24 protein-coding genes and 5 tRNA genes are annotated in these 26,711 nt (G+C 40.8%); 19 read left to right on the top strand and 10 right to left on the bottom strand.

All coding sequences use genetic code 11. The annotated features are described in order from the left end of the window. Positions 1-255 precede the first annotated feature (255 nt). Together A4U55_RS09175 and A4U55_RS09170 are read left to right on the top strand one after the other, a co-directional pair. Complete coding sequence (locus A4U55_RS09175) at positions 256-639, top strand: enoyl-CoA hydratase-related protein (RefSeq protein WP_053089157.1); 384 nt, start codon at positions 256-258, stop codon at positions 637-639. A gap of 6 nt (positions 640-645) precedes the next feature. Further along, on the top strand, positions 646-954 hold the full coding sequence (locus tag A4U55_RS09170; RefSeq protein WP_152708116.1) for a Clp protease/crotonase-like domain-containing protein: 309 nt from the start codon (positions 646-648) through the stop codon (positions 952-954). A 158-nt stretch (positions 955-1,112) separates the two neighbouring features. Here the strand turns inward: A4U55_RS09170 and A4U55_RS03010 are convergent, their stop codons facing one another. The 3 genes from A4U55_RS03010 to ribA form a co-directional block, all read right to left on the bottom strand. Then, the gene (locus A4U55_RS03010; RefSeq protein ID WP_003657631.1) at positions 1,113-1,571 is read right to left on the bottom strand and encodes a c-type cytochrome; all 459 of its coding nucleotides are present in this window, start codon (positions 1,569-1,571) and stop codon (positions 1,113-1,115) included. A 208-nt stretch (positions 1,572-1,779) separates the two neighbouring features. Beyond that, complete coding sequence (gene hemF, locus A4U55_RS03005; RefSeq protein ID WP_063453988.1) at positions 1,780-2,742, bottom strand: oxygen-dependent coproporphyrinogen oxidase; 963 nt, start codon at positions 2,740-2,742, stop codon at positions 1,780-1,782. A 17-nt stretch (positions 2,743-2,759) separates the two neighbouring features. Further along, a complete protein-coding gene (gene ribA / locus A4U55_RS03000; RefSeq protein ID WP_003673330.1) occupies positions 2,760-3,368 on the bottom strand; it encodes a GTP cyclohydrolase II in 609 nt (202 codons plus the stop codon). 342 nt (positions 3,369-3,710) lie between these two features. On the opposite strand from ribA, the gene dxs reads away from it, so the two are divergent. From dxs to A4U55_RS09035, 3 genes are all read left to right on the top strand, one after another. After that, positions 3,711-5,807: a 1-deoxy-D-xylulose-5-phosphate synthase gene (gene dxs, locus A4U55_RS02990; RefSeq protein WP_003665690.1), complete on the top strand. Its 2,097-nt coding sequence runs from the start codon at positions 3,711-3,713 to the stop codon at positions 5,805-5,807. Positions 5,808-5,960: 153 nt separating this feature from the next. Further along, positions 5,961-6,794: an inositol monophosphatase family protein gene (locus tag A4U55_RS02985; protein WP_003660355.1), complete on the top strand. Its 834-nt coding sequence runs from the start codon at positions 5,961-5,963 to the stop codon at positions 6,792-6,794. 274 nt (positions 6,795-7,068) lie between these two features. After that, positions 7,069-7,209, top strand: coding sequence for a hypothetical protein (locus A4U55_RS09035; RefSeq protein ID WP_003657625.1), 141 nt, complete (start codon positions 7,069-7,071; stop codon positions 7,207-7,209). A gap of 247 nt (positions 7,210-7,456) precedes the next feature. Here A4U55_RS09035 and A4U55_RS02980 read toward each other — a convergent pair. The 4 genes from A4U55_RS02980 to A4U55_RS02970 all read right to left on the bottom strand — a co-directional run bounded on the left by A4U55_RS02980 (position 7,457) and on the right by A4U55_RS02970 (position 8,671). Continuing rightward, positions 7,457-7,533: transfer RNA gene (locus A4U55_RS02980), tRNA-Ile, on the bottom strand. Positions 7,534-7,585: 52 nt separating this feature from the next. Then, positions 7,586-7,670 (bottom strand) — tRNA-Leu (locus A4U55_RS02975). A gap of 460 nt (positions 7,671-8,130) precedes the next feature. After that, positions 8,131-8,259 (bottom strand): lipoprotein N-acyltransferase Lnb domain-containing protein, encoded by a 129-nt coding sequence (locus A4U55_RS09425; protein ID WP_003674097.1) that lies wholly within the window; start codon positions 8,257-8,259, stop codon positions 8,131-8,133. 109 nt (positions 8,260-8,368) lie between these two features. Next, positions 8,369-8,671: a hypothetical protein gene (locus tag A4U55_RS02970; RefSeq protein ID WP_003657622.1), complete on the bottom strand. Its 303-nt coding sequence runs from the start codon at positions 8,669-8,671 to the stop codon at positions 8,369-8,371. A 105-nt stretch (positions 8,672-8,776) separates the two neighbouring features. Between A4U55_RS02970 and A4U55_RS02965 the strand changes: the two genes are divergently transcribed. The 6 genes from A4U55_RS02965 (at position 8,777) to A4U55_RS02940 (ending at position 12,044) form a co-directional block, all read left to right on the top strand. Beyond that, positions 8,777-9,100, top strand: a complete 324-nt coding sequence (locus A4U55_RS02965; RefSeq protein ID WP_003657621.1) for a rhodanese-like domain-containing protein — start codon at positions 8,777-8,779, stop codon at positions 9,098-9,100. 135 nt (positions 9,101-9,235) lie between these two features. Then, a tRNA-Pro gene (locus A4U55_RS02960) sits at positions 9,236-9,312 on the top strand. Positions 9,313-9,366: 54 nt separating this feature from the next. After that, positions 9,367-9,443 (top strand) — tRNA-Arg (locus tag A4U55_RS02955). 18 nt (positions 9,444-9,461) lie between these two features. Beyond that, a tRNA-His gene (locus A4U55_RS02950) sits at positions 9,462-9,537 on the top strand. A 184-nt stretch (positions 9,538-9,721) separates the two neighbouring features. Then, positions 9,722-10,504 (top strand): thiazole synthase, encoded by a 783-nt coding sequence (locus tag A4U55_RS02945; RefSeq protein ID WP_003657620.1) that lies wholly within the window; start codon positions 9,722-9,724, stop codon positions 10,502-10,504. 151 nt (positions 10,505-10,655) lie between these two features. After that, positions 10,656-12,044 (top strand): wax ester/triacylglycerol synthase family O-acyltransferase, encoded by a 1,389-nt coding sequence (locus A4U55_RS02940; RefSeq protein WP_063453987.1) that lies wholly within the window; start codon positions 10,656-10,658, stop codon positions 12,042-12,044. A 57-nt stretch (positions 12,045-12,101) separates the two neighbouring features. Here the strand turns inward: A4U55_RS02940 and metG are convergent, their stop codons facing one another. Next, positions 12,102-14,153 carry a methionine--tRNA ligase gene (gene metG / locus A4U55_RS02935; RefSeq protein ID WP_063453986.1) on the bottom strand — a complete coding sequence of 684 codons (2,052 nt, stop codon included), beginning with the start codon at positions 14,151-14,153 and terminating at the stop codon, positions 12,102-12,104. Between the two features lie 299 nt (positions 14,154-14,452). On the opposite strand from metG, the gene cysS reads away from it, so the two are divergent. From cysS to A4U55_RS02910, 5 genes are all read left to right on the top strand, one after another. Next, positions 14,453-15,895: a cysteine--tRNA ligase gene (gene cysS, locus A4U55_RS02930; protein WP_003660348.1), complete on the top strand. Its 1,443-nt coding sequence runs from the start codon at positions 14,453-14,455 to the stop codon at positions 15,893-15,895. Positions 15,896-15,999: 104 nt separating this feature from the next. Beyond that, on the top strand, positions 16,000-16,293 hold the full coding sequence (locus tag A4U55_RS02925) for a c-type cytochrome (protein ID WP_003657616.1): 294 nt from the start codon (positions 16,000-16,002) through the stop codon (positions 16,291-16,293). 264 nt (positions 16,294-16,557) lie between these two features. After that, a complete protein-coding gene (locus A4U55_RS02920; RefSeq protein ID WP_003657615.1) occupies positions 16,558-17,250 on the top strand; it encodes a c-type cytochrome in 693 nt (230 codons plus the stop codon). Positions 17,251-17,537: 287 nt separating this feature from the next. Continuing rightward, positions 17,538-18,620, top strand: coding sequence for a hypothetical protein (locus A4U55_RS02915; RefSeq protein WP_063453985.1), 1,083 nt, complete (start codon positions 17,538-17,540; stop codon positions 18,618-18,620). Further along, positions 18,608-18,940: an RnfH family protein gene (locus tag A4U55_RS02910; RefSeq protein ID WP_003660347.1), complete on the top strand. Its 333-nt coding sequence runs from the start codon at positions 18,608-18,610 to the stop codon at positions 18,938-18,940. Before A4U55_RS02915 ends, A4U55_RS02910 begins: the two co-directional genes overlap by 13 nt. A 123-nt stretch (positions 18,941-19,063) precedes the next feature. Here A4U55_RS02910 and A4U55_RS02905 read toward each other — a convergent pair whose 3' ends face one another. Continuing rightward, entirely contained in the window at positions 19,064-19,525 is a 462-nt protein-coding gene (locus A4U55_RS02905; RefSeq protein WP_003657612.1) for an MliC family protein, read from the bottom strand. A gap of 332 nt (positions 19,526-19,857) precedes the next feature. Continuing rightward, positions 19,858-21,087: a Na+/H+ antiporter NhaA gene (nhaA, locus tag A4U55_RS02900; protein WP_003660346.1), complete on the bottom strand. Its 1,230-nt coding sequence runs from the start codon at positions 21,085-21,087 to the stop codon at positions 19,858-19,860. Between the two features lie 340 nt (positions 21,088-21,427). Here nhaA and coaBC point away from each other — a divergent pair, with 340 nt between their 5' ends. The 3 genes from coaBC (at position 21,428) to A4U55_RS02880 (ending at position 26,589) form a co-directional block, all read left to right on the top strand. Beyond that, on the top strand, positions 21,428-22,690 hold the full coding sequence (gene coaBC, locus A4U55_RS02890; RefSeq protein WP_003660345.1) for a bifunctional phosphopantothenoylcysteine decarboxylase/phosphopantothenate--cysteine ligase CoaBC: 1,263 nt from the start codon (positions 21,428-21,430) through the stop codon (positions 22,688-22,690). 274 nt (positions 22,691-22,964) lie between these two features. Beyond that, on the top strand, positions 22,965-24,650 hold the full coding sequence (locus tag A4U55_RS02885) for an AMP-binding protein (RefSeq protein WP_063453984.1): 1,686 nt from the start codon (positions 22,965-22,967) through the stop codon (positions 24,648-24,650). 232 nt (positions 24,651-24,882) lie between these two features. Then, positions 24,883-26,589, top strand: coding sequence for an AMP-binding protein (locus tag A4U55_RS02880; protein WP_003660343.1), 1,707 nt, complete (start codon positions 24,883-24,885; stop codon positions 26,587-26,589). Positions 26,590-26,711: the final 122 nt, after the last annotated feature.

Genomic DNA, 26,711 nt, shown 5'->3' with positions numbered 1-26,711 from the left:
GTAGCAAAATGTGGATAAACGCCGTACTTTTTTATATTGCTTGATACAAAAAAAAGATAAAATATTGGATAATCATCTTATTTATGGACTGATTGGTTATTGATTTTTATTTCAATATGTATTAAGTATGACGCCATTACCAAACCAAAAAAGGGCAATGATGGAACAGTTAAAGACACTGACTGTACAAATCGAACACCAAATCGCCACCATCACACTCAACCGCCCCAATAAAAAAATGCCATCAGCTTTCAGATGATGGATGAGCTGATTAAGGTTGCTCATAAACTCAAGCGTAATCGTGAAGTTCGAGCGGTGATTTTGATGGGTGCAGATGGGAATTTTAGCTCAGGGCTGGATTTGGCGGATTTAAATGATCCTAAAAATTTAGGTCTTGCTTTGTATGAACTTGCCAAACCGACACCCAGTAAGTTTCAAAAGGTTTGCTTGATTTGGCAGAGTTTGCCTGTGCCAGTCATTGCTGTTGTACAGGGTGTGTGCGTTGGCGGCGGTCTTCAGCTGGCACTTGGGGCGGATATTCGTATCGCAGCGATGGATGCTTGCTTATCAGTGCTTGAGACTAAGTGGGGTTTGGTTGCTGATATGGGCATTACGCATACCGCTTGTGATATTCGCTGAGATGTGATGCAGCAGATTGCCATGACCGCTGAGATGATGGGTGCACCGATTGCCAAGGATTATGGACTATTGACGCATATCAGCGATGACCCTGTTTGTATGGCGATATCTTTGATAGATGCCATCAAGATGCGTTCACCTGATGTAGTACTTGCAAGCAAGCGTATGATGAATACCACGCAGCGGCAAGATTATTTGGCACTGTATCAAGAAAAGCTTTGGCAGATCAAACTGATGCTCGGTGCCAACCGAAAGCTTGCCATCAAAAAAGCAAAAGATAGCACGGTGCAATTTATTCAGCGTCAATTTGGGTGATTGATTTGGGGTATTACGGCTTTGGCATCAAGCACGCTTAGCATTGATGATATTTTTATAACATACGATCAAAACTTAAAACCCTATCCATGATTGTACTAAAAATACCCCCATATATTAGGGGCATTGATAGGGAGATTAAACGACTGCTGGGCGTGCTATTTTTTCTTATAAGCCTTATGGCAAGAACCACACTGGCTGGCCATTTCACCATAGCTTGCTTCAACATCAGCCGCCGAGGCAGCTTCTGATGCTGCTAAGGCAAGTGCATTAATTGAGCTGGTAAACGCTTCGATTTTGGTTTGAAAGCCTTCAGGGTCTGTCCATATCTCATCTTTAGCATGACCACCTTGAGCCATTTCTCCTTCAAAGTGTACCCACATGGTGGCATTGGTATCAGCAATAAAATCAGCTCGCTCTTTAAAGGTGATGGCATCAAAGCGACTTGGGTCTTCAATCATTGCCTTCATACCTTCATTGGCATGACGCCAATCTTTCATGAGTTTGGCACGGTCTTCAACCTGTGGATTATTGGCGGTGGCAGTCCCTGAGCTGTTGCAACCTGCTAAAATAACAGTCATAAAACATGCAGCAGCTAAGGTAATTTTATGAAACATGGCGGCGGCTCCGTTTTGTTAAAATACCTTATTTTGGTAAAACAGGTTATTTGGTAACCTAATATTATTTACCAAAATGATTGATGAAATGTCTATTCTGATTACAAACAATGATGACATGCAATCAGGATAACAGTGTTTTTTGATGAAACAATACCTAAAAAATTGACCAAATTTGATTGACCAGCCAAGACAACGGCAATTTATGTTATGGCTTATCTGATAAGTTTAGCCAATCTTGGGGTTTTAGATAAAAATCGGTCAACTCAAATTCGGGCGTCCCTTGCTTGGGTTCATATCTGTATTCCCAAGCTGCCAGCGGTGGCATAGAAACCAAAATTGATTCGGTACGCCCATTAGATTGTAAACCAAAGAGCGTACCACGGTCAAATACCAAATTATACTCCACATAACGACCACGGCGATATAGTTGGAATTGGCGTTCATGCTCGGTATAGCTTTGGTGTTTATTACGCTCAAAGATTGGTATGATACCCTCAATATAGCCTTGTCCGACGGCCTGCATGAACTTAAAACATGTCATAAAGTCCCAGTTTGTGGATGCTGTATTCATGTCATCATAAAACAAACCACCCACGCCACGACACTCATGACGATGTTTAAGATAAAAATATTCATCACACCAAGTTTTATACTTGGGATAAACTTCATCGCCAAAAGGCTGGCATAAATCATAAGCCACCTGATGCCAATGCTTGACATCATTGAGATTTGGATAAAAGGGCGTCAAATCAAATCCGCCACCAAACCACCAAATTGGTGTGCTACCATCGGTGGGTGTGGCAACAAATAACCGTACATTGGCATGGCTTGTCGGTACATAGGGGTTTTTGGGGTGGACAACCAAAGAGACCCCCAGTGCTTGTGCTTGAGCACCAACCAGCTCAGGGTGGCGTACTGTCGCAGAAGCAGGCATCTGCTTGATATGAATATGGCTAAACATGACGCCTGCTTTTTCGATGACTTGCCCACCTGATAAGACACAAGAGCGACCCCCGCCACCTTCGGGACGCTCCCAAGTATCTGCGATGAATTTGGTATCAGTACGACCATCGAAACCACCTGAATTTTCTTGGTTTTCAAGGGCGTGAACGATGGCTTGTTGTAAGTTTAACAAAAACTCTCTGACTGCTTGGATTTGTGCTTGCATAAGATGTTCCTGCTGGATTAGGGTTTTTGGCTCAAATCATCTGTATTGATATAGTGATTCATGCGTTCACCTTTAACGGTTAAATAAGAAGTGTTGTGTTGATTGATGCCAACAATCAGAGGAATTCGCTCAACCACTGTGATGCCCAATTCATTTAACTCATTGACTTTATTGGGATTATTTGTCATTAAAGCCACTTGATTAATGCCTACATGTGCAAGCATTGCTTGGCACATCTCATAAGTGCGTGCATCAGCTGGCAGACCTAATAATAAATTTGCCTCTAGTGTATCATGCCCTTGATCCTGTAGAGCATAGGCGCGTATTTTGTTGGTTAATCCAATCCCACGCCCCTCTTGTCGCAAATACAAAATTGCACCCACGCCATGTGATTGAATGGCACTCATGGCAGCATTTAGCTGTGGGCCGCAGTCGCATTTTAGTGACCCAAACGCATCGCCCGTTAGGCATTCTGAATGGATACGGATAAGGGGTAATCTATCTGTATGATTGGGTAACCCTGTACTTAATAAAATATGCTCTTGACCATCGTCATTTTCAAAAATATGAATGTCAAATTCACCATGAACGGTCGGCAGTTTGGCTTTGGTAATAAACTTATACAAGGGAAAATACCTTAAACATTTTTTAAAATCGGTTTTTTATCATAAATAATTGCCCAAATCTTTGGGTCGGTCTAACCACTTAAGCGATGGGTAACGAGTGTTTTTACGATTTGAGTGTTACTAACATCTCAATTTCAATAAAAATGAAGCAATCAATGGGGTTTTTCTAGCAAAAATAAAGCTTGTCTTGTAAAATAACGCATCAGTACCATTGTGTAAACTGATAATAATAAAGCCGTAATTTTGTTAAAAGATTGGCGGTATATCATCAAAAATGCTATTATGCCATACTCTTTTTGATGATGAAATATGAATTTCTTGATAATTGGAAGCGAAACAGTCATGACGGATTCAGCCACCTACCGCCAACCATATACCGCCAAAGTCTTTGATGAGATTTTGACGATGCGTCCTGACACGCCGATTTTGGATTGTATCGCCAGCCCTGATGACCTAAAGGCACTGACAAACGATCAATTGATTCAGTTGGCTGATGAGCTGCGTGCGTATTTACTTTACTCAACAGGCGTAAGCGGAGGGCATTTTGGTGCTAATCTTGGCGTAGTTGAGCTGACGATTGCACTACATGCTGTGCTAAATACCCCTTATGATAAGCTTGTTTGGGATGTTGGGCATCAAGCTTATGCGCACAAAGTTTTGACAGGTCGCCGTGAACGCCTTCCAAGTATCCGTTCAAAAGATGGTCTGACCGCCTTTCCTGAGCGTGAAGAAAGCCAGTATGATACTTTTGGCGTGGGTCATTCATCAACCTCAATATCAGCAGCGTTAGGGATGAGTTTGGCGGCACGATTACTTGGCGAAAATCGTACCGTGGCAGCTGTGATTGGCGATGGTGCGATGACAGGCGGTATGGCATTTGAGGCGATGAATGATGCTGTCCAACAAAATGCCGATTTACTGGTTGTCTTAAATGATAATGACATGTCAATCTCAGCGGCAATTGGTGGTTTTTCACGCCATTTGGCAAAGCTATGGCAGCGTGGACTTGCCATGGATATTGATAAGCATGGTAATATTTTGATGGTCAAACGCACCATCTCCTCTGATGACCGCCGTATTCGTCATTATTTGCATATGGCAAACGGTGCTTTTGAAGATGTTTCAAGTCGCCTACCGAGTAAAATCAGCGAAAAAATCAGTGAGCTTTTTCATGGCGTTACCTCTTCACCTTTGCCAGATAAAATTGCTGAAAAAATTGGCGATAAATTATTTGCAGATAATCTATTTAAAGCCATTGGTTTTACTTATCTTGGGCCGTATGATGGGCATGATTTACCCAAACTCATCCAAGTGCTTGAGCGTGCCAAACAGTTAAAAGGTGCTATCTTAATTCATGTACATACCATCAAAGGTAAGGGTTTTTTACCTGCCGAAGCTGATCCGATAGGCTATCATGCTATCGGAAAGTTACCCAAAGCAGGCAAAAATCAAGCACCCACATCTGCACCAACTGCCAAAAAATATTCACAGATTTTTGGTGATTGGTTGTTGCATTGGGCAAATATTGATGAGCGCTTGGTTGCCATCACGCCAGCTATGGCGGAAGGTTCAGGTATGGTTGAGTATGCCACCAAATACCCCAAGCGATTTTTTGATGTGGCGATTGCTGAGCAGCATGCGGTAACTTTGGCGGCAGGCATGGCAACTTCAGGCAAAATTAAACCTGTGGTTGCGATTTATTCTACTTTTTTGCAGCGGGGTTATGATCAGCTGATTCATGATGTCGCCCTACAAAATCTTGATGTTACCTTTGCTATTGACCGTGCAGGTTTGGTCGGTGAAGATGGTGCGACTCATGCTGGGGTTTTTGATTTGGCATTTTTACGCTGTGTGCCTAATGTCATAATCGCTGCCCCAAGTGATGAACATGAGTGCCATCAGTTATTGAACACTTGTTATCAGTATGACGGTGTGGCAGCCGTACGCTATCCTCGTGGTGTTGGCGTGGGGCGTAAGGTTGATATGACAGATGAGCATTACCCAATTGGGCGGGCCAATGTGGTCTGGCAGTCATCAAACTTTGATACAAAAAGCACCAAAAAACTGGCAGTATTATCGTTCGGCACTCGCCTAAAAGATGCTCTGACCGCCGCCCAAAGACTGTCAGAAAGTCAAGCAATCGCTTGTATCGTGGTGGATATGCGTTGGGTTAAGCCTTTGGATGAGGCACTTATTTTAAGGCTGCTTGAGATGGGTGTGACGCATATTGCTACTGTTGAAGAGCATCAAATCACAGGCGGTGCAGGCAGTGCGGTGAATGAATTCATCGTAAGCCTACAAGCGTTGGTTAAGCTGTTAAATATCGGTATCAAAGATGCGTTCATTCATCATGCCAGCCATGAAGAACAGCTGTTGTATTGCCGATTGGATACTGATGGTATTTATCAATCTTTAAGTAATTTAATCATCAAAAACTAAATCCTTGTCGGGTTGGTTGTGTTTTGTGTATTTGTTGCCATGACCATAATTTTCATTGGTTTTTTGGCAGTTTTTGGCGTATAATAAAAACCTTTTGCGTGATGAGTGCAAATTAACTCTTTAAGCAGTTTAATTCAATAAAGCAGGTGTAGTATGGAACCGATGGTTGTCATGGCGGCAAACGCAGCCAAAAAAGTGGGTCATGAAATTTTGCGAGCACATCAAAATCGCCATCGCCTTGATTTGGCGGTAGAATCCAAGGGGCTTGATGGCTTGGTTACCCAAATTGACCGTTATGCTGAAGAGCTGACGATTGCTACACTCAAAGAAAGCTATCCCAATCATTCGTATTTGGGTGAAGAATTTGGCTTACAAGAGGGTAAGGGTCATGATGCTGATTGGTGTTGGGTGATTGATCCACTAGATGGCACCCAAAACTTTGTCCATGGCGTCCCACATTTTTGTGTGTCTATCGCTGTCCAAAAAAATGGCGTCACTGAGCATGGTGTGATTTATGATCCTGTTCGAGATGAAATGTTTTCTGCCAGTCGTGGTCGTGGTGCTGTCATGAATCAGCGTCGCTTGCAGGTGAGTGAACGCAAGACCATTGAAGGCGGACTGTTTACGACAGGTCATCCCTATGAGCGTATGGTGGGCGAAGAGCGAGTCAGCTTTGCCCGTCAGCATTTTGCCAGCTTGCAAGCCATCTGTGAAAATGGTGGTCAAGTACGCCGCTTTGGTTCTGCTGCCTTAGATTTGTGCTATGTTGCAGCAGGTCGCTATGATGGTTATTTTGAGATGTCGCTTAAGCCTTGGGATATGGCGGCAGGCGAGCTAATTGTCACCGAAGCGCGTGGTGTGGTGGTTGATCACAAAGGTGCATCAAATGCGATGACAACTGGCTCTGTGTTTGCTTGTAATGTCAAATTGCTCAAACCATTAATGCAATTGGTCGTACCGCGTTGGGAAAATGCTTTGGTGGGCTAAACGCCTTTGCATGTATCATGGTCATATCTAGTAACGCTCATTTTTGAGCGTTATTTTTTATTGGGATTGATTAAATTTAAGGGGATTGCCTTAAAATTAATAAAGATGTGACAAGATATGTCAAAAATGAAACAAGTGTTTACACTTTATGGGCATAAATTGGCAATAATTGGTTGTGTACATCTGTAAACATAAGCTATACTAATCTCAACAAATCAATCAAACACCAAAGCAAATTTATAACAGCTGCTGGTGATAGACATAGGATATGACAATGAATCAGCCAAAACGCCAAAACATTGAAATGAATATTTTATCCAAAGGTACCGAAAAGCCAATCACCACCGAGATGATCACTGCTGTCCTAAAAAAACTTGCCAAAGGTCATTGTGAATCATTGGCACTAACTGCTTAAATGCATAACTAAATTATTTAATCGTTTATTATTTAATCATTTCTCCAAAACTTGTTGGCTTTCAAGCAGACATACCGCCTTTAATGGCGGTTTGTTTGTTTTGGCTAAAATATCATCGAGATTGATATCATAAACGGTCTTAGCTGACCGATTTATCAAGACTTAGGATATGAGTTGTTATTGTTATCAAGTATTGTGTATAAAAAAGGGCTTGCAAACTTACAAACCCTTTTTTATGAATTGAAAATGGTAGGCCCAGCAGGACTTGAACCTGCGACCAAAGGATTATGAGTCCTCTGCTCTAACCAACTGAGCTATAGGCCCAAATTTGGATAAGAAAAAAACCAATGATGAATGTCACTGGCTCTTTTAAATTTGGTGGGGACGGAGAGACTCGAACTCTCACACCTCTCGGCGCTGGAACCTAAATCCAGTGCGTCTACCAATTCCGCCACGTCCCCAAGTTGTTTTTCAAGCGATATACGCATTCTTGATGTTGGGTATTATATAGATTTTTAAAATTTTGGCAAGCTTTTTTTTGATAAAATGATAACAATTTCATAAAAATTTTATAAATTTTTGATTTTATTGGTTATTTATAAACTCATTTCGCCTGCTTGTTGGATTTTATATGAGAATCAGGGGTATTTTCACGAATTTTGTGGGAAAATTCTGCCGATGATATGGGATTGTGATGATTGTATTGTTCAACTTTTGGATTGATGAATGCCAAAGCTTTAAGCTCATTAAAACTTAATCTGTATCGATTATACCAATTTCGTATAAATATTCAGGAAAACGACCCGATAATAAGATGCGATAGTCATTGGGCGCGTGCGTATTGGATTTATTAAATCAAATATTGCTGTTGTACTGTTTTTTAATAAAGTATTATACCAAGAAGGGTGGGTGGCAAGAGTTTTAGCGGCATACAAATAAGCCAAATGAAAGCAAAGTATGTGCGATATTGTCGTTATCCCAAATTGAGACAATCAAATCCAGTGATTTAATTTGGGATAAATCATAGCGGCGTACTTCCCATCTAGGCAAATAGTCGGTTTTGCTGATCCATTCAAAATTTCTGACATTTTTGACAGTAACTTGATCACCGATTTGATGAAATTGGATCTGTGCCTTAACTTCATCTTGCCAAGGTCGATCATTGCTTGGCTTTTGAGCATATAACCAAAAGGTTGTTATGCTTAGCGTGGCTTTTAATAACAGTGTCTAAGTGGCAGCTGAGCGTCGAAAAGCGTATAGATAAATGATTGGGTAATACTAGTATGACAGGATAAGCTGCTGAGCCAAATGGTCTATGCACCAACGCTAATACTGCCCAAATTTTCCATAGCCCAAATGCCAAGTGCCGTAAAAAAGATGCCAAATCCGCCAAACTGGGCTTAGCAAATGGATTTGGGTGCTGTAATTTTTGTCGTAACTGATTGGGCTTAAATGGTATCATGGGTATTGATGAAATAATTTTTAATCATCATAGCATATATGATAAACTGAGTATATGTGATAAACTGATTGATAAGAATTATTTGGATAACTAAAGGTACTAGCAATGATTACTGAGCTTAAGATAACTGAATTTACACCAACCAAAGATAAGGTCATTTGGGATGTGCGTGATGCCGAGCAGTACCAAGAAGGGCATATTGAACATGCGGTCAATCATCCGCTTAGTACAATTGATAAAACGCTTTTGGATGCCACAAAAGGTGATATTTATGTCTTATGTGGCGGCGGTACTAAGGCACAAAAAGCAGCAAAGCTCATCAATGAGCTGGATAATGACCGTCGTATCATTCATTTAACTGGTGGTACCCGAGGGGCAATCGCCAGTGGCATGGCGATTATTTCTGAGCAACCGTTAGAAAGAAATTAATATTTTTTATATTAAAATCAATAAGCTATAGATTTTATGGTTTATTTTATAAATTAGTGGTTGACAGCTTGGAGCCTTAGTTGTATTATACGCACCACAACGACGAGCTGATAAAGAAGCTTGAAGTGATAAAATCGGAGTGTAGCGCAGCTTGGTAGCGCATCTGCTTTGGGAGCAGAGGGTCGGGGGTTCGAATCCCTCCACTCCGACCATTTAAAGCCTGATAAGCTTTTTTGTTGGCATTGTCAACACATTAAGACACTCGAGCGCCTGTAGCTCAGTTGGATAGAGCATCTGCCTTCTAAGCAGGTGGTCGCAGGTTCGAATCCTGCCAGGCGCGCCATATGCCTGCATTACTATGGCGGCTATAGCTCAGTTGGTAGAGCCCCGGGTTGTGATCTCGGTTGTCGTGGGTTCGAGCCCCATTAGTCGCCCCATTTTTCAAAATCCCATCAATAAATTATTGATGGGATTTTTTGTTTGTTGCCATAGTTGAAATTATAGGGTGAATGATTGTCATAAAAAGGTCTTTACTGTACAATATTTGGCGTATTTCATATTTCATGATGATGAACCAATCAAAGCATGAATAATACTAAATTTAGATGTTGTGAGGGTAATATGTTGGATCAATTGATTATTGGCAGTAGAAGTTTTAATTCGCGTTTGTTGGTTGGTACAGGTAAGTATAAAGACCTAAATGAAACCAAAGATGCCATCCATGCCAGTGGTGCCAATATTGTTACGGTTGCCATTCGCCGAACTAATATTGGACAAAATAAAGATGAGCCAAATCTTTTGGATGTGATTTCACCGAATAAATACACCATTTTGCCAAATACCGCAGGGTGTTTTGATGCCGATAGTGCGGTGCGTACTTGCATGTTGGCACGAGAGCTGCTTGATGGTCATAATTTGGTTAAGCTTGAAGTGCTTGGCGATGAAAAAAACCTTTATCCGAATATCACCGAAACACTAAAAGCAGCAAAGGTGTTGATTGATGATGGTTTTGAGGTCATGGTCTATACTTCAGATGACCCGATTGTTGCCAAAGAGCTTGAAAGCATGGGCTGTGTGGCAATTATGCCATTGGGTAGCTTGATTGGCTCAGGGCTTGGGATTTTAAACCGCCACACTCTAAGCTTAATTATTGAGCAAACCAAAGTACCTGTTTTGGTCGATGCAGGCGTAGGTACAGCATCAGACGCTGCAATAGCGATGGAGCTTGGTTGTGATGGTGTTTTAATGAATACTGCCATCGCCCATGCCAAAAATCCAGTGATGATGGCTTCGGCGATGAACCATGCAGTTGTCGCAGGTCGAGAAGCGTTTTTGGCAGGGCGTATGCCTGCACGCCATATGGCACAAGCAAGCTCACCGCAGACAGGGTACTTTTTTAAATAGCCAGATGGTATCTTAAATTGAGCGGTTGTCGCTTGATTTGGTGATGAAATACTTAATGGTATCAAAAATAAAATTTGAAAACTTATCATTAATCCAAAATTTTGTTAGCATAGAAAATTTTGGGTGATTTTAGGTTAAGGGAACTTGGATTATGCGTGCGCTGAGCATTGTGGATTCACTATTTTTATGGCTAGAAAATACCAAACAACCCATGCATGTGGCTGGCATTTGTGTATTTGAGTTACCCAACGATCAAGATGAGATCAGCTTTATCAATGTGCTTGCCAACCAAATTGACTCTGATGCTATTCCTAATTTCCCATTTAATCAAGTGCTTTTCCATAAATTTGCTTGGAAAACCATTCGCAAATTTTATATCGACCGTCATTGTTATCGGCACAGCCTACAGGTTGGCAAAATGTCGGAGGCACTCGCTCAAATCTCAAGACTGCATGAACAGCAATTGGATCGCACCAGACCATTATGGGAGCTGCATTTATTTGATAATCTTGAGCCAGAAACGCAAAACGGCACTCGGCGATTTTTATTGTACCTAAAAGCTCATCATGCCATGATAGATGGCGTTGCTGCAATGCGTTTATTTCAGCGTTCGCTATCGCACTCACCTGATGAAAAGCTGTCTAAACCAATTTGGCTTCGTAATATTCGCCGCAAAGAATCAAGCTTTGTCATGGATAAAAAGCCAATCGTTGAGCATTTTAAAGACCAAATTGTAGGTCTAAAGCCAGTATATCAAGAGCTTAAATCTGATTATCAGCTTAGCCAGTCCACCGCATCCCAAATACCAAAAACGCAGTTTATCAGCAGTTTGCAAGCTCCGTCATCAATACTTAATCAACGCATTGGTACCAGTCGGCATATCTGTGTTCTGACCTTAAAAAAAGCACGGTTTGTCCAAGTTGCAAAACGGCTCAATGTCAGTACCAATGATATAATTTTGGCAGTTTGTTCCACTGCCATCAGAAACTACCTATTATCTCAAAATGCTTTGCCAGATATGCCATTGATTGCTTTTGTGCCGATTTCTTTACGAAAAAATGATACTGCGTTGGGCAATCAAATCTCATTTATTCCAACCAATTTGGGTACAAATAACCCTGATGCCATCGCACGCCTTAGGTTGATTCATGACAGTGTGCAAGCAGGCAAGATGCGCGCTGGGCGTATGACACAAGCTGAATTTATCAATTATACGGCAGTGCATTATGCTTGGGCAGGGATAAATTTGGCAATGCGTCTTTATCCAGCTAAGCAGGCATTCAACCTAATCATCTCCAATATCCCAGGTGACAGTACGCCTTTGTATTTAAATGGGGCGAAGCTGACAGCCATGTATCCTGCTTCGGTTTTATTTGATGGTCAAGCACTCAATATCAGCTTTACCAATTATCAAGATTGCATTGACTTTGGGATTACGGCATGCCAAACAGCCCTACCAAATATTCAATCATTACCATCATTGCTAACACAAGCACTTGTCGAGTATGAAGGCAATGATTATAGTAGCAATCAAGTATAAAAACTGGTCAAAGACGAGTTTAACCAGTTTTTATGAGTTTGATTTGTCTTGATAAAGTTAAGCCAAAACCGCTCCGATGGGCATGGTGTCAGGCAGTGTGATGACTGTTAATACCCCTTGTTTTTCAGCTGATAAAATCATACCCTCTGAGATACCAAACTTCATCTTGCGAGGTGCTAAGTTGGTTACACAAATCACTTTTTTATCGGTCAGCTCTTCAGGTTGATAAAACTTGGCAATACCGCTAAATACATTGCGAGTATGCTCCTCGCCCACATCTAAAGTAAACTGTAGGAGCTTATCAGCACCTTCAACACTTTGGCATTTGACCACATGGGCAACTTTCATAGTCACTTTGGCAAACTTATCAATACCAATGTATGCCGATTTGGCGGTATCCGTATCATCCAAAACTGTTTTTTTGGTGTTATCAGTGCCTGAGGTTTGGGTAAGATTTTCTTTAGAGTCATGAATCATCGCATTAACTTTATCTTTATCTATACGCTGCATTAATGGTGTAAAGGGGTTGATGTGATGGCTGAGTAAATGGCGATGGCGTGTATCAAACTCTAAGCTGTCAATATTTAAAAATTCACGGGCTTGTTCGGATAATTTTGGTAAAATGGGTGCAAGATAAATGATCAGTTTATGAAAAATATTCAGCGAAACTGTACAAACCTTTTGAACTTCATCAAATTTACCTGCTTTATTTAATGCCCATGGTTTTTGGGTATCGATATACTCATTGGCTTTGTCAGCACAGGCCATAATGAGACGGGTGACCTTGGCAAACTCACGCGCCTCATAAGCGGCAGCAATCTCATCACCTGCACAGATAATCTCATCAATCAGTTTGGGTTCGGTCAATTCATCTGATAATTTACCATCATGATTTTTGTGAATAAATCCTGCTGAGCGAGAGGCAATATTAACCACTTTACCAACCAAATCTGAATTGACTTTTTGCATAAAATCTTCAAGATCAAGGTTAATATCCTCGACATTTGCTGACAGTTTGCTGGCAAAGTAATAGCGTAAATATTCAGGATCTAAATGCGTCAAATAGGTTTCTGCCTTGATGAATGTGCCACGAGATTTACTCATTTTTTCACCATTGACGGTCAAAAATCCATGTGCATTAACCGCTGTTGGGGTGCGATAGCCTGCACCTTCAAGCATGGCTGGCCAAAACAGTGAATGAAAATATACGATATCTTTACCGATAAAATGATATAGCTCAGTTTGACTGTCTTTATTAAAATATTCATCAAAATCCATATCGGTACGGTCGCACAGATTTTTAAAGCTTGCCATATAACCAACAGGGGCATCTAGCCAAACATAAAAATATTTATCAGGCTCATCTGCAGGTGTATCTGGAATCTTAAAGCCAAAATATGGTGCATCACGACTGATATCCCAAGGTGCAAGACCTGCGTCAAACCATTCAGATAGCTTATTATAGATGCTGCTTTGAAGTCGTCCTTGAGACTTTGTCCAAGTCCTTAAAAATTCATCAAACTGCGGTAAATTGAAAAAATAGTGCTTAGATGATCGAATGATGGGTGATGAGTTTGAGAGTGTTGAATAAGGGTTTTTTAGTTCGGTGGCATTGTAGGTGCTAGAGCAGACTTCACAATTATCGCCGTATTGATTGGGTGCGTCGCATTCAGGACAAGTGCCTTTGACAAAACGGTCAGCCAAAAAAAGCCCTTTTTCAGTATCAAACAGCTGTTCCACATCTTTGGTAAAAATATAACCATTTTGCTTGAGTGTGGTGTAAATTTTTTGGGAAAAATATTGATTTTCGGAGCTGTGGGTAGAGTGGTAATTATCAAAATCAATCAAAAATCCTGCAAAATCCTTTTCATGACTTGCCTTAACGGTAGCAATTTGTTCTTCTGGGGTGATGCCATTGTCTTGTGCTTTTAGCATGATTGCGGTGCCATGTGCATCATCGGCACACACATAAGTCACATTATGCCCCATGGCTTTCATGGCACGCACCCAAATGTCAGTTTGGATGTATTCAACCAAATGCCCCAAATGAATGGGTCCGTTGGCATAAGGTAGGGCAGAGGTTACCAAAATTTTACGGCTTGTTGTCATAAAAATCCCATTAAAAAATTGCTATAAAAATGGTCTCATTATAGCATAATCGTATCAAAATAGCTCAATCGTGCATCAACTCAATCAAAACTCAGTTTGATGATAAAAGACATTAAGCATCTGGCATGGTAATCTTTAAGATGCCAGTATGTATGCTAAAGTTACTTTACTGAAAGTTAAGGCCATTTGATGATGGTTTGGTTTGTTTTTTGGTAAAAATGTTTTGATAAATTTACTGAATTTAACAGCAAAATTTGTTATGATGGCAGTTTTTATAGTGATGTTTGGAAAATAAAACCATGAGTGCATTACGCCAGACCCAATCGCAGTTACAACTTTATGATACCCTAAGTGCCAGCAAGCGTCCATTTAAACCGATTCATGCAGGGCAAATTGGGATTTATGTGTGTGGTATGACAGTTTATGACTACTGCCATATGGGTCATGCGCGTGTCATGGTGGGGTTTGATGTGATTGTACGCTGGCTTAGAGCCATTGGCTATCAGGTTAATTATGTACGAAATATTACGGATATTGACGATAAAATTATTCAAAGAGCCTACGATAACGGTGAGACCATTACCGAGCTGACCGACCGCTTCATCACAGCTATGCATCAAGATGAACAATTTTTGGGTTGTCAATCTCCCAACATAGAACCTCGTGCGACCGAACATATTGAAAATATGCAGCATCTGATTGATGTTTTGCTGACAAAAAACTTGGCCTATCAAGGCAGTGGCGGCGATGTGTATTATGCAATCGAAAAATTTCCTAATTATGGCAAGCTCTCCAAGCGTCATGTAGATGATATGCAAGCAGGTGCATCAGAGCGTGTGAGTACCGCAGAAGATAAACGCCATCCTTTTGATTTTGTATTATGGAAAACCGCCAAGCCGTCTGAACCACATTGGCAATCGCCGTGGGGTTTGGGTCGACCTGGTTGGCATATTGAATGTAGTGCCATGAGTACTTGCTGTTTGGGCGAAACTTTTGACATTCATGGCGGTGGGCATGATCTGCAGTTTCCACATCACGAAAATGAGATTGCCCAATCTGAAGGTGCAACTGGTAAAACCTATGCCAATCATTGGATGCATATGGGGTTTATTAATATTGATGGCGAAAAAATGAGCAAGTCTTTGGGTAATTTTTTCACCATTCGTGAGGTTGTGGATAAGTTTCATCCTGAAACGATACGGTTTTTTTTATTATCCAGTCATTATCGCAGTCCTGTTAATTTTTCAGATACAGCACTCAAAGAAAGTCATACCGCATTATCACGCATCTACCAATCACTAAAATCGGCCGAAAACTTTGGCGTCATATCAATCATGCCAAATGCTTGGGAGAGTGAAGCAGGGCAGGCATTTGCCAAAGCGATGAATGATGATTTTAATACCCCCAAAGCGGTGAGCGTGCTTTTTAGCGTTGTTACTGAGATTAATCGAGCCATGAAAGCAGGCGAATACCAAAAAGCCACTCAAGAAGCATCGACGCTCAAGACGCTGGCCTCGGTGCTTAATATCGCCCAATCATCGCCCCATGAGTTTTTGCAAGCCAATATTGGTAATAAGCCTGATGGCTTAAGTGATGCCGAGATTGCCAATAAAATCGCCCAAAGACAACAAGCCAAAGCTCAAAAAAACTTTGCCAAGGCAGATGCGATCCGTGATGAGCTTAACCGTCAAGGCATTGAGCTTGAAGATGGTCGTATGGGTACGACTTGGCGACGGATATAAGGCATAAGCGTTTTAAAGGGTAATTTGCTCTTTACCAAATTACCCTTGTCATTGTGCCAAAAATACCCATAATAAAGGCTGATTTTATATATGAGAACGCTCTTATGAAAATGTTGATATGGTCGCTGATGGTTTTGGGTTTGGTCGTGGCATCAAATGCGTATGCTGATATCGAAAAAATATACGCTCAAAGCTGTGCAACTTGTCATGATAGCGGTACTTTTAATGCACCCAAAAAAGGTGATGTTGCCATATGGCATCGCCTAAATCAGCAAAAGGGTCAAGAGGCATTGATTAAATCAATCCGCCAAGGCATGCCGCAGATGCCTGCCATGGGTCTGTGCCAAAATTGCACAGATGAAGACTTTGCTAAGCTGATTGACTATATGAGCAGATAAATTAAATGATAAAAATCGGTCTGCTTGGCTGTGATCAAAATGTCATTCATACCATCATTTTATCAATAAAATGACGATTATTTGAAAAAATGTTACCAAAACCACAATTTTTGTAGGAAAATTTAGCTAACTCTTGCTATAATAACAAAAGTTACTCAGATAAATTGCCATAAGTAGTTTTTTGAATTATAAATGATGGGCTAAATAAACCAAGATTTAGCCACAATATCACCCAAGACTTAGCCAAGTTAGTAGGAAATTATTATGAAACCTGCCAAAAAAGCAACTTTAGCCAAACTCACTCTAGCCTCAGGAATTGGTCTTGCCAGTTTTTCAGCGTATGCTGCTGTCACTGTCCCGACATATGACATTGAAGCAGGCAAAGCCATCGTTGAAGCCAACTGTGCTGCCTGTCATGGTCTTGATGGCATGAGTCCTGTGCCTACTCAGCCAAACCTCGGTGGTCAAAATATCAAGTATCTTTATAAGCAGTTGGTTGATTTTAAGACCAAAGCACGCCGTAATGGTATTATGGAAGCTCAGCTGGCTGGATTGACTCAGCAGGATTTGGCAAATTTGGCAGGTTATTATGCCAGTAGAACCCCTTGGACACCAGGCTATGGCAATAAAGCAACAGTTGCCGAAGCAACCAAACTATACTTAGGCGGTGATAAAACTCGTGGCGTTATTCCGTGTTCAGGTTGTCATGATCCCAAAGGTGCAGGTAATGCGTACGCAGGCTTTCCTCGCTTAGGTGGTCAGCACGCTGCCTATTTGGCAACACAATTAAAACTGTTCCGTGCCGCAGGTCGTGAAGATGATGTTTCGTCAGATACAGAGGTGCGTACCAACGATTCTGCCAAGGCAGGTGATAAAGGCATGATGCAGATGGTGGCATCACGATTATCAGATCGTGATATTAAGATTTTATCTGAATATTTATCAGCACTTCACTGATACACGAGGCGATGATATACATCAAGCTGCTTAAGTCTTAAATATGATGATTAAAACACAAACATAACAACGATACGATAGCCATCAACGGTTAGCGTTAGGCATATACTTTAGATTTGATGGTCGGTATAACAAGTGTATCAGAAAATCTACCATTATATCTATTATTGTATTAAAAATATTGTATTAAAAAGCTCCCAAAAAGGGGGTTTTTTAATGTATGGCAGTTTTAGGGCTTTATTGGTTTTTGTGTTAAAATATGCCAAATCTTTATCATGGTATCAAATATGCTTCATCGATATACGGTCTTTTTTGTGGCGTGTGCTTTGCCTTTGATGTTCATTGGTCAAGTTGCACCAAATATGGCACGAGAATTGGATTTTTGGCTGCTTTGGGTGGCAGCGATGGTTTTGGTTGGCTTGCCTGTCTTATTTGCTGAATTTGCCTTGTCGGCGCGTTCAGGTGATATGCCGTGGCAGGGTATGCAAAAACTGACCCGTGAAGCAGATGCAGGCTTAGTTTGGCGAGGTTTTGCGCTGCTGTCTGTTGTTATCTCAATATTAATCGCAGCCAATCTCTCAGGGCGGATTGCTATAAGAGCTTATGTACACTTTGGTTCGGTGTTACAGCAGTCAGGTATTCCCATATTTGGTATGGCAGCAGGCTTGATGGTCATTGCATTGATATTAAGCTTATTAAAAAGTCGTTTGCTGATGGTGGGCGTCTTGTTGATTTTATTGGGTTCACTGTTGTCGTTATATGACAGTGCGGTTAGCGTTCCTGTCATGACCGAGGTTGGACTGCTTGAGTGGTCTCGTGCAGTCATACTTGCACTTTTGTGCGTTGGTATTGGTACAGGCTTATACTGGTTTGGGGGTATGGCGACCGCACCAAGTTTGATGACTGCCAAAAAATCTTTGGCAGGCTATATTTTGCCTGTTTGGCTCACTCAGCTAATCTTTGGTTCAATTGCCATCTTAGCAGGCTCAGCTTTGGTAGGCGTGGCGTCATTTGTCGTTACCAGCCTAGGCATGTTATTGGTTGCGGCATTTTTATTATATTATGCGTACACACAGCTTAGTACACGCTTTGGCATACTGATGGCGGTGGCGATGGTATTATTATTGGCGATTGTGTTTAGTATTATTCCTGCCAATATTTTATTAATCATCATTATCTGTCTAAGCTTGGTGGCGGTTTTGATGTTGTCTATTTTTTCAGGATTTGTGATGAAAATTAGCCATTTAAGAAAAACGCTGAATATGAGTAGTGAGCTTCGATATAATACTTGGCGTGTTTTTGTACGCATTATTGTGCCTATTGCCATTATTGTAGCAATCATCGGTTTGGTGCTTGAATGGATTGTTTAGAGCAATGTATGACCATCGCCATCAGCCATGTTGCGTACTCAGGTAAGCAGTATTATAGTGAACTTAGCCTACCGATGGGTACAACCATCTATGAAGCATTGACGCTTGTGCCTTGGGTGCATAGCGAAGAGTTTGAAGATTTTTGGCATTGGGTACAAAATAATTTGGACAACAGCCCAAATCATAAGTCTTGGTATGTGGGTATTTTTAGCCAAAAAAAACGCCTTGATACCATACTTTTGGCAGGCGATCGCATAGAAATCTACCGACCCTTGACCATTAATCCAATGGCTAAGCGAAAGGCACTTTCAAAAAAATAGCCAACAAAATCATTAGTTTGATGGATATTAATCTTAAAGTTTTCCTTACAGTTCTATATTAATAAAATGCAGCCAGCAATTTTGACTGCATTTTATTAATGGTGGTACTTATCTTAGATGAGATTACATCAAAGCAGGTGAGTCGGTACGGCAATGTAGCGTATGTTCTTGATCTGTTTCACCAAGGATGACGGATAATAAAGCCTCAGAGCCTTTGGCATGCCAATCATAGACACTGTTTGGATTGGTGTCATTAACAAAACGCATGCCTGATGCTCTAACAGCTGGACGCATCACGATCTCTTGGTTGTGTAGGTGCCAAGTTGGTGCGCTGACGGTCAATACTGCACGATCATTTTCTGGTTGATAGTTTGCCACAACTTTGGCACCTTCATCACATTGATAAACCGCTGTGATGTCTTGCCCATAAACGCCATGTTGGTGTTGGGTACCATGATGATGAGTACCAGCTGTTGGCACAACAACAACGCCTGCTTGATTGGCTGGCACACTAACAGTTGATGGTGTTGTACAGCCTGTAATTGCCATCATAACAGCAGCAGAACTCAAAAGTAATTTTTTCATAAGTTATCCTTTTATTTAGATAAAAAGCCAGAATTGGTAAATTCATTATAGGTCAAATCATGATGGGCTGAGTGATTTTTGATGGCTAATCTGTGATAGTCATGTGAAAAATGTTGCTTAACTCTTTCTTTTATTGATTGTTAGTTGCTTTGGTGCTTGGTGTGGGTCAAGATTTCGACGCATCACCAAACCAAGCTTAGATGTGTGGGCTTGGTTTGATAATTTTGGTTGTTAGAGCGTGCCTGATTTTGAATAATTTACGACGGCTTTACTGTTTAAATAGGTATTTTTTATCATAACTAGCAAAGATAAATATACCTTATTTAAATGGATTAAGCCTGAGCGTCGTGTTGTGTGGGAATAAACCCTTCGCCTGTATCTTTGGCAAGGACGGGATGGTCAGCATTTGGAATATTGCCTCGTAAAATCATATAACCGATCACGCCTGAAATGATTGAGCCTAAAATAATCCCTAGGCGTGGATCAAAATCCTTAGGAGTGTTGCCAAACGCCAAGCCTGAGATGAATAAACTCATCGTAAAACCAATACCACACAGCAAAGATACCCCATACAACTGCTTGATGGTTGTGCCTTTTGGTAGGGACGCTAACCCAAGCTTTAAACATAAAAAGACCGCTGCCATCACACCGATTTGCTTGCCAATGAATAATCCTGCGGCGATGCCAAGTGGGACTGAATGTAATAAACTGTCAATGCCTGTTCCTGCCAACCCAATGCCTGCATTGGCAAAAGCAAATAAAGGCAGCACGCCAAAAGCGACAGTATTGTGTAAATCGTGTTCAAGCTCTTCTAGGGGCGAATGCTCAGGGTCGCTTTTATTACGCAAGGGGATAAAAAATGCCAGCAAAACCCCTGCTAAAGTGGCATGAACACCTGATTTTAAAAATGCCGCCCACATGACCAAACCAATCAATAAATAAGGTGTCAGTCGCACGACATTCATTTTATTTAGAATGAACAAAAATGGAAAACAAACTCCAGCCACCGCCAAAGATGATAAAGATAAATCGCTGGTGTAAAATAAAGCGATGATGACAATTGCACCAAGGTCATCAAAAATGGCGATAGAGACCAAAAAGACTTTTAAAGCATTTGGGACACGATTGCCCAATAAGCTTAATACCCCCAAGGCAAACGCAATATCGGTAGCGGCAGGAATCGCCCAGCCTGCCAACTGTTCAGGATTGCTCTGATTAAAAGCAGCATAAATTAACGCTGGCATAATCATACCGCCAACCGCTGCCAAGGCAGGCATTAAAATTTGTTTAACATCAGACAGCTCACCAATTAAGGCTTCTCTTTTTAACTCAAGTCCAACCAAAAAGAAAAATATTGCCATCAAACCGTCATTAATCCAATGATGGGCATCTTTGGCAATTTGAAATGTGCCTATTTGAACCACAACAGGCGCATGAATAAAGGCATGGTACATCTCGTCAAGCGGTGAATTGGCAATAATCATCGCCAGTAAAGCTGCCGCTGCCAGTACAATACCGCCTGCAGCTTCAAGCTCTAAAAATCGTTTGAATTGTGCAAACATAAACTTCCCAACTTAGGTGCGTTCAGCTAACAGGATCTAAAAAATCAGTTGACCAGTTAGGATGATTTAATTTTTGTTAGCTGATGGCAAAATTGATAAATTAGATTAATTTGGGATTAACTTTATCATAAAAATATGGTAATGATAAAGGCTTGATTACAAAATTTGAGAAATTTTATTTTGGGCATGCTCTAAAATAGCCATTGCCCTAAAAGTTGCCTTGATAAAAGTTGCCTTGATAAAAGTTGACAGTTTATTTTTTAGTTTTTTGATTAAAATTTGCCTGAAAACTTGTCTCATAGCGTGATTGTGCGTGATGATAAAGGCGTTATCGTGTATAATGATGGTTTTTGCCAAATGTCAGATGAAGGTTATGACTCAATTACCAAAAATTTTATTGGCGGTGACAGGGGGCATTGCTGCCTACAAGTCTGCCATGCTTGCTCGCCTGCTGATTAAATCAGGCTGTCAGGTGCGTGTTATGATGACAGCAGGGGCGTGTGAATTTATTACACCTTTGACATTTCAAGCCTTGACGGGGCAAGCGGTACATACTAAGCTACTTGATGAGACTGCCGAGCGTGGTATGGGACATATCACGCTTGCTAAATGGGCGGATTTGGTGGTTGTCGCACCTGCGTCTGCCAATACCATCGCAAAACTTGCAGGCGGTTTTGCTGATAATTTGGTAACAACGGTTTGCCTTGCAACCGATGCACCCATACTCATTGCACCTGCGATGAATCAGCAAATGTGGGCAAATGCCATCGTCCAAGATAATCTTAAAAAATTACGCCAATTTGGTTATCACATCATGACCCCAGATAGCGGTGAGCAGGCGTGTGGTGATGTGGGATTGGGGCGCTTGCCCGAACCTGAAGACTTGTGCCAGCAGATTCTGGCGTTTGATAAGTGCCGACATATCCAGCCGTCATTATTAGGTAAAACAGTTGTCATTACAGCTGGTGCAACAGTTGAACCGATTGATCCTGTGCGTTTTTTATCCAATCACTCAACAGGCAAGATGGGTTATGCTTTGGCAAATGCGTGTTATCATGCAGGTGCCGATGTTATTTTAGTGTCAGGTAAGCATGTCAGTTTAAAGACACCGTTTGGGGTTCGTCGCCTTGATGTGGGTACAGCAGAGCAAATGCTAAAGGTTTGTTTGAGCGTCTGCCAAAAGGCAGATATATTCATTGCAGCTGCCGCAGTGGCTGATTTTAAAGCGGCATCAGTTGCTGACCATAAAATCAAAAAAACCAAAGACCAGCAGACCATGACACTACAATTAATTAAAAATCCAGATGTGCTTGCCACAATTTGTCATACTTATCCCGATCTTATCTGCGTTGGCTTTGCCGCAGAAACTCAAGATGCTAACAATTGTGCCAAAAGCAAGCTGGCCGCCAAACAGTTGGACATGATTGCGGTGAATGATGTTTCGGATAAAACCATAGGTTTTGGTAGTGAAAATAATGCGATGACCGTTTTTTTTGCCGAACAATACGACCAAATGCCCCAAAATCTACCCAAGGCACATAAATCAAAAATTGCTGAGCAATTGGTGGCATGTGTGGTAAAAATCATGAATCAAAAACAATGAATCAAAAAATCATCTGGCGGTATGATGGGTTCATCATTTGTAGGCGAATGATTTTGTCATCATTTAGAATTTAGATTAAATCATCTACATATGGTAGATTTTAACGCATTTGTCAATAAAAAATAATGAAGTATGATTCACAAAAATAGGTTGTCAAGTATCGGTAAGCTTTGTAGGGTGGTATGATCGTGCATGATGCATCGTGTTTGTGTTTGAGGCTTTTTGTCTTTTTTATTACTTTTGATACAATACATCATCATAAATAGGAGTGTTTATGACTCATTATTCAGACTTTATTACGCCAGCGGATCGTGCTTGGCAAGCAACTTATCAAAAAAATAAGTTAGACATTCAATTGACCATGCCCAAAGAGGTATCGTCATTACTTGATTTTTTTGATGTTCATTTTCGTGCCAATCGAGGGCAGCGTGGCATAACATTTATGGGCGTACATATTGGCTATGATGAGCTAGATGGTATTAGTCAAAATATCGCAGGTTATTTGCAGTCTTTGGGCTTAAAAAAAGGCGATAAAGTGGCGGTGATGATGCCAAACACACCGCAGTATTTGGCCGTGATGATAGGCATTGTACGAGCAGGCTATATATTGGTGAATGTCAATCCGCTGTATACCGCACATGAGCTTGAGCATCAGCTCAATGACTCAGAAGCCAAAGTGTTATTTATTGTAGAAAATTTTGCCCATACTTTTGAAAAAGTGGTGAATAAAGGTCAAATTCAACAAGTAATCATCACAGGCATTGGCGATATGATGCGTCTAAAAGGCTTGCTAATTAATGCTGTGGTGCGTCATGTCAAAAAAATGGTGCCTAATTATTGTATCCCTAATAAAATAAAATTTAAAGATATATTAAATAAAAAATATCCATACACTAAGCCAAGTGTCGGTTTGGATGATATTGCTGTATTGCAGTACACGGGCGGTACAACAGGTGTGGCAAAAGGTGCGATGCTAACCCACGGTAATTTAATTGCCAATGTCGAGCAATGCACAACTTATGTCAAATCTGGATTTGAAAAATCCCATCAGCATGGTGAATATATGGTGGTAGCGTTACCTTTGTATCATATTTTTTCATTTATGGTAACGATGCTTGGCATGAAAATGGGCTTTGCACTTTTATTGATTCCTAATGCACGAGACTTAGATGATCTAACCAAGCAATTTGGCAAATATCGCCCACAGTTTTTCCCTGCGGTGAATACATTATTTAATGCTTTAGCACATCATGATGGTTTTAAATCATTAGATCATAGTAATCTTAAGGTATCATTGGGTGGCGGCATGTCGGTATTACCAAGCACAGCTGATGCTTGGGAAAAAATAACAGGCAGCTATATTATCGAGGGCTATGGTTTGTCTGAAACCTCACCTGTTTTGACCTTTAATCCATTGGGCAGTTATACAGGTAAAATCGGCATTCCTTTTCCTTCAACAGACATTCTTTTATTGGATGATGAGGGCAATCAAGTTGCTCAAGGCGAAGTAGGTGAGATTGTCGCCAAAGGTCCTCAAGTTATGAAAGGCTATTGGAATCAGCCTGAAGAGACCGCACGAGCGATGACAGCGGATGGTTATTTTCGTACAGGTGATATTGGTGTGATGGACGAAAATGGTTACTTTAAAATCGTTGATCGCAAAAAAGACATGATTTTGGTTTCAGGATTTAATGTCTATCCTAATGAAGTTGAAGAAGTGATTGCAAGCCATTCAGGCGTTTTGGAGTGCGGTGTTATTGGCGTGCCTGATGAGCATAGCGGTGAGGTGGTTAAGGCCTTTATCGTTAAAAAAGATCCTGAATTGACCGAAGCAGATATCAAAACTTGGGCAAAACAAAATCTGACAGGCTATAAACGCCCCAAAAAAATTGCTTTTTTGGATGAATTACCCAAGTCTAATGTCGGTAAAATCTTAAGAAAAGAGTTAAGAAATCTTTAAATTAATACTTGAGATAAATGAATACTTGAGAGTAATATATAGCAGCGGCATCAAGCGGGGTTTTCTTGCTTTGTTGCATGACATAAGATCACAAAGTAAATTGTAATTTTTTGGTCATAATTCTTGTCTAATTAGGTAACTTGTGCTAGATTGACAAGCATACCATACGCTATACATCATGCCTCTTTTTTGGCTTTTGATGGCTTGATTTGATATAAGGAAATAAATGAATATGAGTAACATGACTGATTTTACCGTTTCAACGGATGCACCTTGGTATAAAACCTATCAAGAACATGGTCTTGATTTTAACTTTGATTTGCCTGACAATATCAATTCACTCATGGATATTTTTGATCAGGCATTTGCACGCTTCGGTAATCAAGTTGCGTTTACTTGCATGGATAAATCTATCACCTATCGACAACTGGATAACTATAGTCGTCAAATGGCGGCATATTTACAATCGCTAGGCTTGGTCAAAGGTGATAAAGTAGCGGTCATGATGCCAAATATTTTGCAATATCCGATTGCGATGATTGCGATTGTGCGTGCTGGATTGACATTGGTGAATGTCAACCCTTTGTATACCTCGAATGAGCTTGAACATCAGCTCAATGACTCAGAAGCTAAAGCGTTATTTATTGTAGAAAATTTTGCTCATACTTTTGAAAAAGTGGTTAATAAAGGTCAAGTTCGCCATGTAATTGTTGCATCTTTGGGCGATATGCTTGGCTTAAAAGGCTTTTTGGTCAATGCAGTGGTGCGTCATGTTAAAAAAATGGTGCCTGAATGGAATATCCCTGGTCATGTATCATTTAAAGACGCACTCAACAAAGTGCCGATAGGTAACTACAATCGCCCTAATTTGGCTTTGGATGATATTGCTGTATTGCAGTATACAGGCGGTACAACAGGCGTGGCAAAAGGTGCGATGCTCACCCATCGTAATCTTGCTTCAAATGTTGAGCAGTGTGCGCCATTTCTTAGCTTGGTATTTTCTAAAGACAATCTATCTGGTCAGTATATCGCAGTTGCCTTACCGCTTTACCATATTTTTTCATTCACAGCGTGCGGTTTGTTGGGGATGAAGATGGGTTTTAGTATGTTATTAATTACCAACCCAAGAGATTTTCCAGCACTGTGTAAAGATTATGCCAAATATAAGCCTGCATTTTTTCCTGCAGTGAATACTTTATTTAATGGTTTGGTGCATCATGAAGGATTTCGGTCACTTGACCATAGTAATTTAAAATTATCATTAGGCGGTGGCATGTCAGTTTTATCCGATACTGCCAAAGCATGGGAGCGTTTGACGGGTAATTATATCATCGAAGGCTATGGTTTATCTGAAACCTCGCCTGTTTTGACCCTAAATCCACCAGGTGGATACACAGGTAAGATTGGTATTCCAATTCCTGCCACCGACATTAAAATTTTGGATGATGAGGGCAACGAGTTGGCGATGGGCGAGGCTGGTGAAATTTGTGCCAAAGGTCCACAAATCATGGTCGGCTACTGGAATCGCCTTGATGAAACCGAAAAGGTTATGACCAAAGATGGGTTTTTTCGTACAGGCGATATTGGTGTGATGGATGATCGTGGCTTTATTAAAATTGTTGATCGCAAAAAAGATATGATTTTGGTGTCTGGATTTAATGTCTATCCCAATGAGGTTGAAGATATCATTACTGCCCATCCAAAAGTCATTGAATGTGGCGTGATTGGTGTGCCTGATGATCACAGTGGTGAAGTGGTTAAGGTCTTTGTGGTCAAAAAAGATCCCTCCTTGACCGCCGACGAGGTGCGTGCTTGGGCAAAAGAAAACCTAACAGGTTACAAACGCCCCAAATATATTGAGTTTATCAGTGAGCTTCCCAAATCTAATGTTGGTAAAATTTTGCGTAAGGAATTAAGAGTACTTGAGCAAAGCAAATAACAATCATCTGTTATGACAATTTTTTAAAAACCGCCACAAAAACCCGCCACAGTTGGTGGGTTTTTGGCATTTACAATAAAACATAAGATTTAGCCATTTTTCATGCAAATTTCATGCAAAAA

The organism is Moraxella catarrhalis (genome assembly GCF_001632285.1).
Lineage (GTDB): Bacteria > Pseudomonadota > Gammaproteobacteria > Pseudomonadales > Moraxellaceae > Moraxella > Moraxella catarrhalis.
Note: the sequence above shows the minus strand (reverse complement) of the source record. Positions and strands in the feature narration are given on the sequence as shown.

Bases quoted from the DNA above. Each gene is read 5' to 3' on its own strand.
- A4U55_RS09175 (WP_053089157.1), top strand. From the start codon at position 256: ATGATGGATGAGCTGATTAAGGTTGCTCATAAACTCAAGCGTAATCGT.
- A4U55_RS09170 (WP_152708116.1), top strand. From the start codon at position 646: ATGCAGCAGATTGCCATGACCGCTGAGATGATGGGTGCACCGATTGCC.
- A4U55_RS03010 (WP_003657631.1), bottom strand. From the start codon at position 1,571: ATGTTTCATAAAATTACCTTAGCTGCTGCATGTTTTATGACTGTTATT.
- hemF (WP_063453988.1), bottom strand. From the start codon at position 2,742: ATGCAAGCACAAATCCAAGCAGTCAGAGAGTTTTTGTTAAACTTACAA.
- dxs (WP_003665690.1), top strand. From the start codon at position 3,711: ATGACGGATTCAGCCACCTACCGCCAACCATATACCGCCAAAGTCTTT.
- A4U55_RS02985 (WP_003660355.1), top strand. From the start codon at position 5,961: ATGGAACCGATGGTTGTCATGGCGGCAAACGCAGCCAAAAAAGTGGGT.
- A4U55_RS09035 (WP_003657625.1), top strand. From the start codon at position 7,069: ATGAATCAGCCAAAACGCCAAAACATTGAAATGAATATTTTATCCAAA.
- A4U55_RS02970 (WP_003657622.1), bottom strand. From the start codon at position 8,671: ATGATACCATTTAAGCCCAATCAGTTACGACAAAAATTACAGCACCCA.
- A4U55_RS02965 (WP_003657621.1), top strand. From the start codon at position 8,777: ATGATTACTGAGCTTAAGATAACTGAATTTACACCAACCAAAGATAAG.
- A4U55_RS02945 (WP_003657620.1), top strand. From the start codon at position 9,722: ATGTTGGATCAATTGATTATTGGCAGTAGAAGTTTTAATTCGCGTTTG.
- A4U55_RS02940 (WP_063453987.1), top strand. From the start codon at position 10,656: ATGCGTGCGCTGAGCATTGTGGATTCACTATTTTTATGGCTAGAAAAT.
- metG (WP_063453986.1), bottom strand. From the start codon at position 14,153: ATGACAACAAGCCGTAAAATTTTGGTAACCTCTGCCCTACCTTATGCC.
- cysS (WP_003660348.1), top strand. From the start codon at position 14,453: ATGAGTGCATTACGCCAGACCCAATCGCAGTTACAACTTTATGATACC.
- A4U55_RS02925 (WP_003657616.1), top strand. From the start codon at position 16,000: ATGAAAATGTTGATATGGTCGCTGATGGTTTTGGGTTTGGTCGTGGCA.
- A4U55_RS02920 (WP_003657615.1), top strand. From the start codon at position 16,558: ATGAAACCTGCCAAAAAAGCAACTTTAGCCAAACTCACTCTAGCCTCA.
- A4U55_RS02915 (WP_063453985.1), top strand. From the start codon at position 17,538: ATGCTTCATCGATATACGGTCTTTTTTGTGGCGTGTGCTTTGCCTTTG.
- A4U55_RS02910 (WP_003660347.1), top strand. From the start codon at position 18,608: ATGGATTGTTTAGAGCAATGTATGACCATCGCCATCAGCCATGTTGCG.
- A4U55_RS02905 (WP_003657612.1), bottom strand. From the start codon at position 19,525: ATGAAAAAATTACTTTTGAGTTCTGCTGCTGTTATGATGGCAATTACA.
- nhaA (WP_003660346.1), bottom strand. From the start codon at position 21,087: ATGTTTGCACAATTCAAACGATTTTTAGAGCTTGAAGCTGCAGGCGGT.
- coaBC (WP_003660345.1), top strand. From the start codon at position 21,428: ATGATGGTTTTTGCCAAATGTCAGATGAAGGTTATGACTCAATTACCA.
- A4U55_RS02885 (WP_063453984.1), top strand. From the start codon at position 22,965: ATGACTCATTATTCAGACTTTATTACGCCAGCGGATCGTGCTTGGCAA.
- A4U55_RS02880 (WP_003660343.1), top strand. From the start codon at position 24,883: ATGAGTAACATGACTGATTTTACCGTTTCAACGGATGCACCTTGGTAT.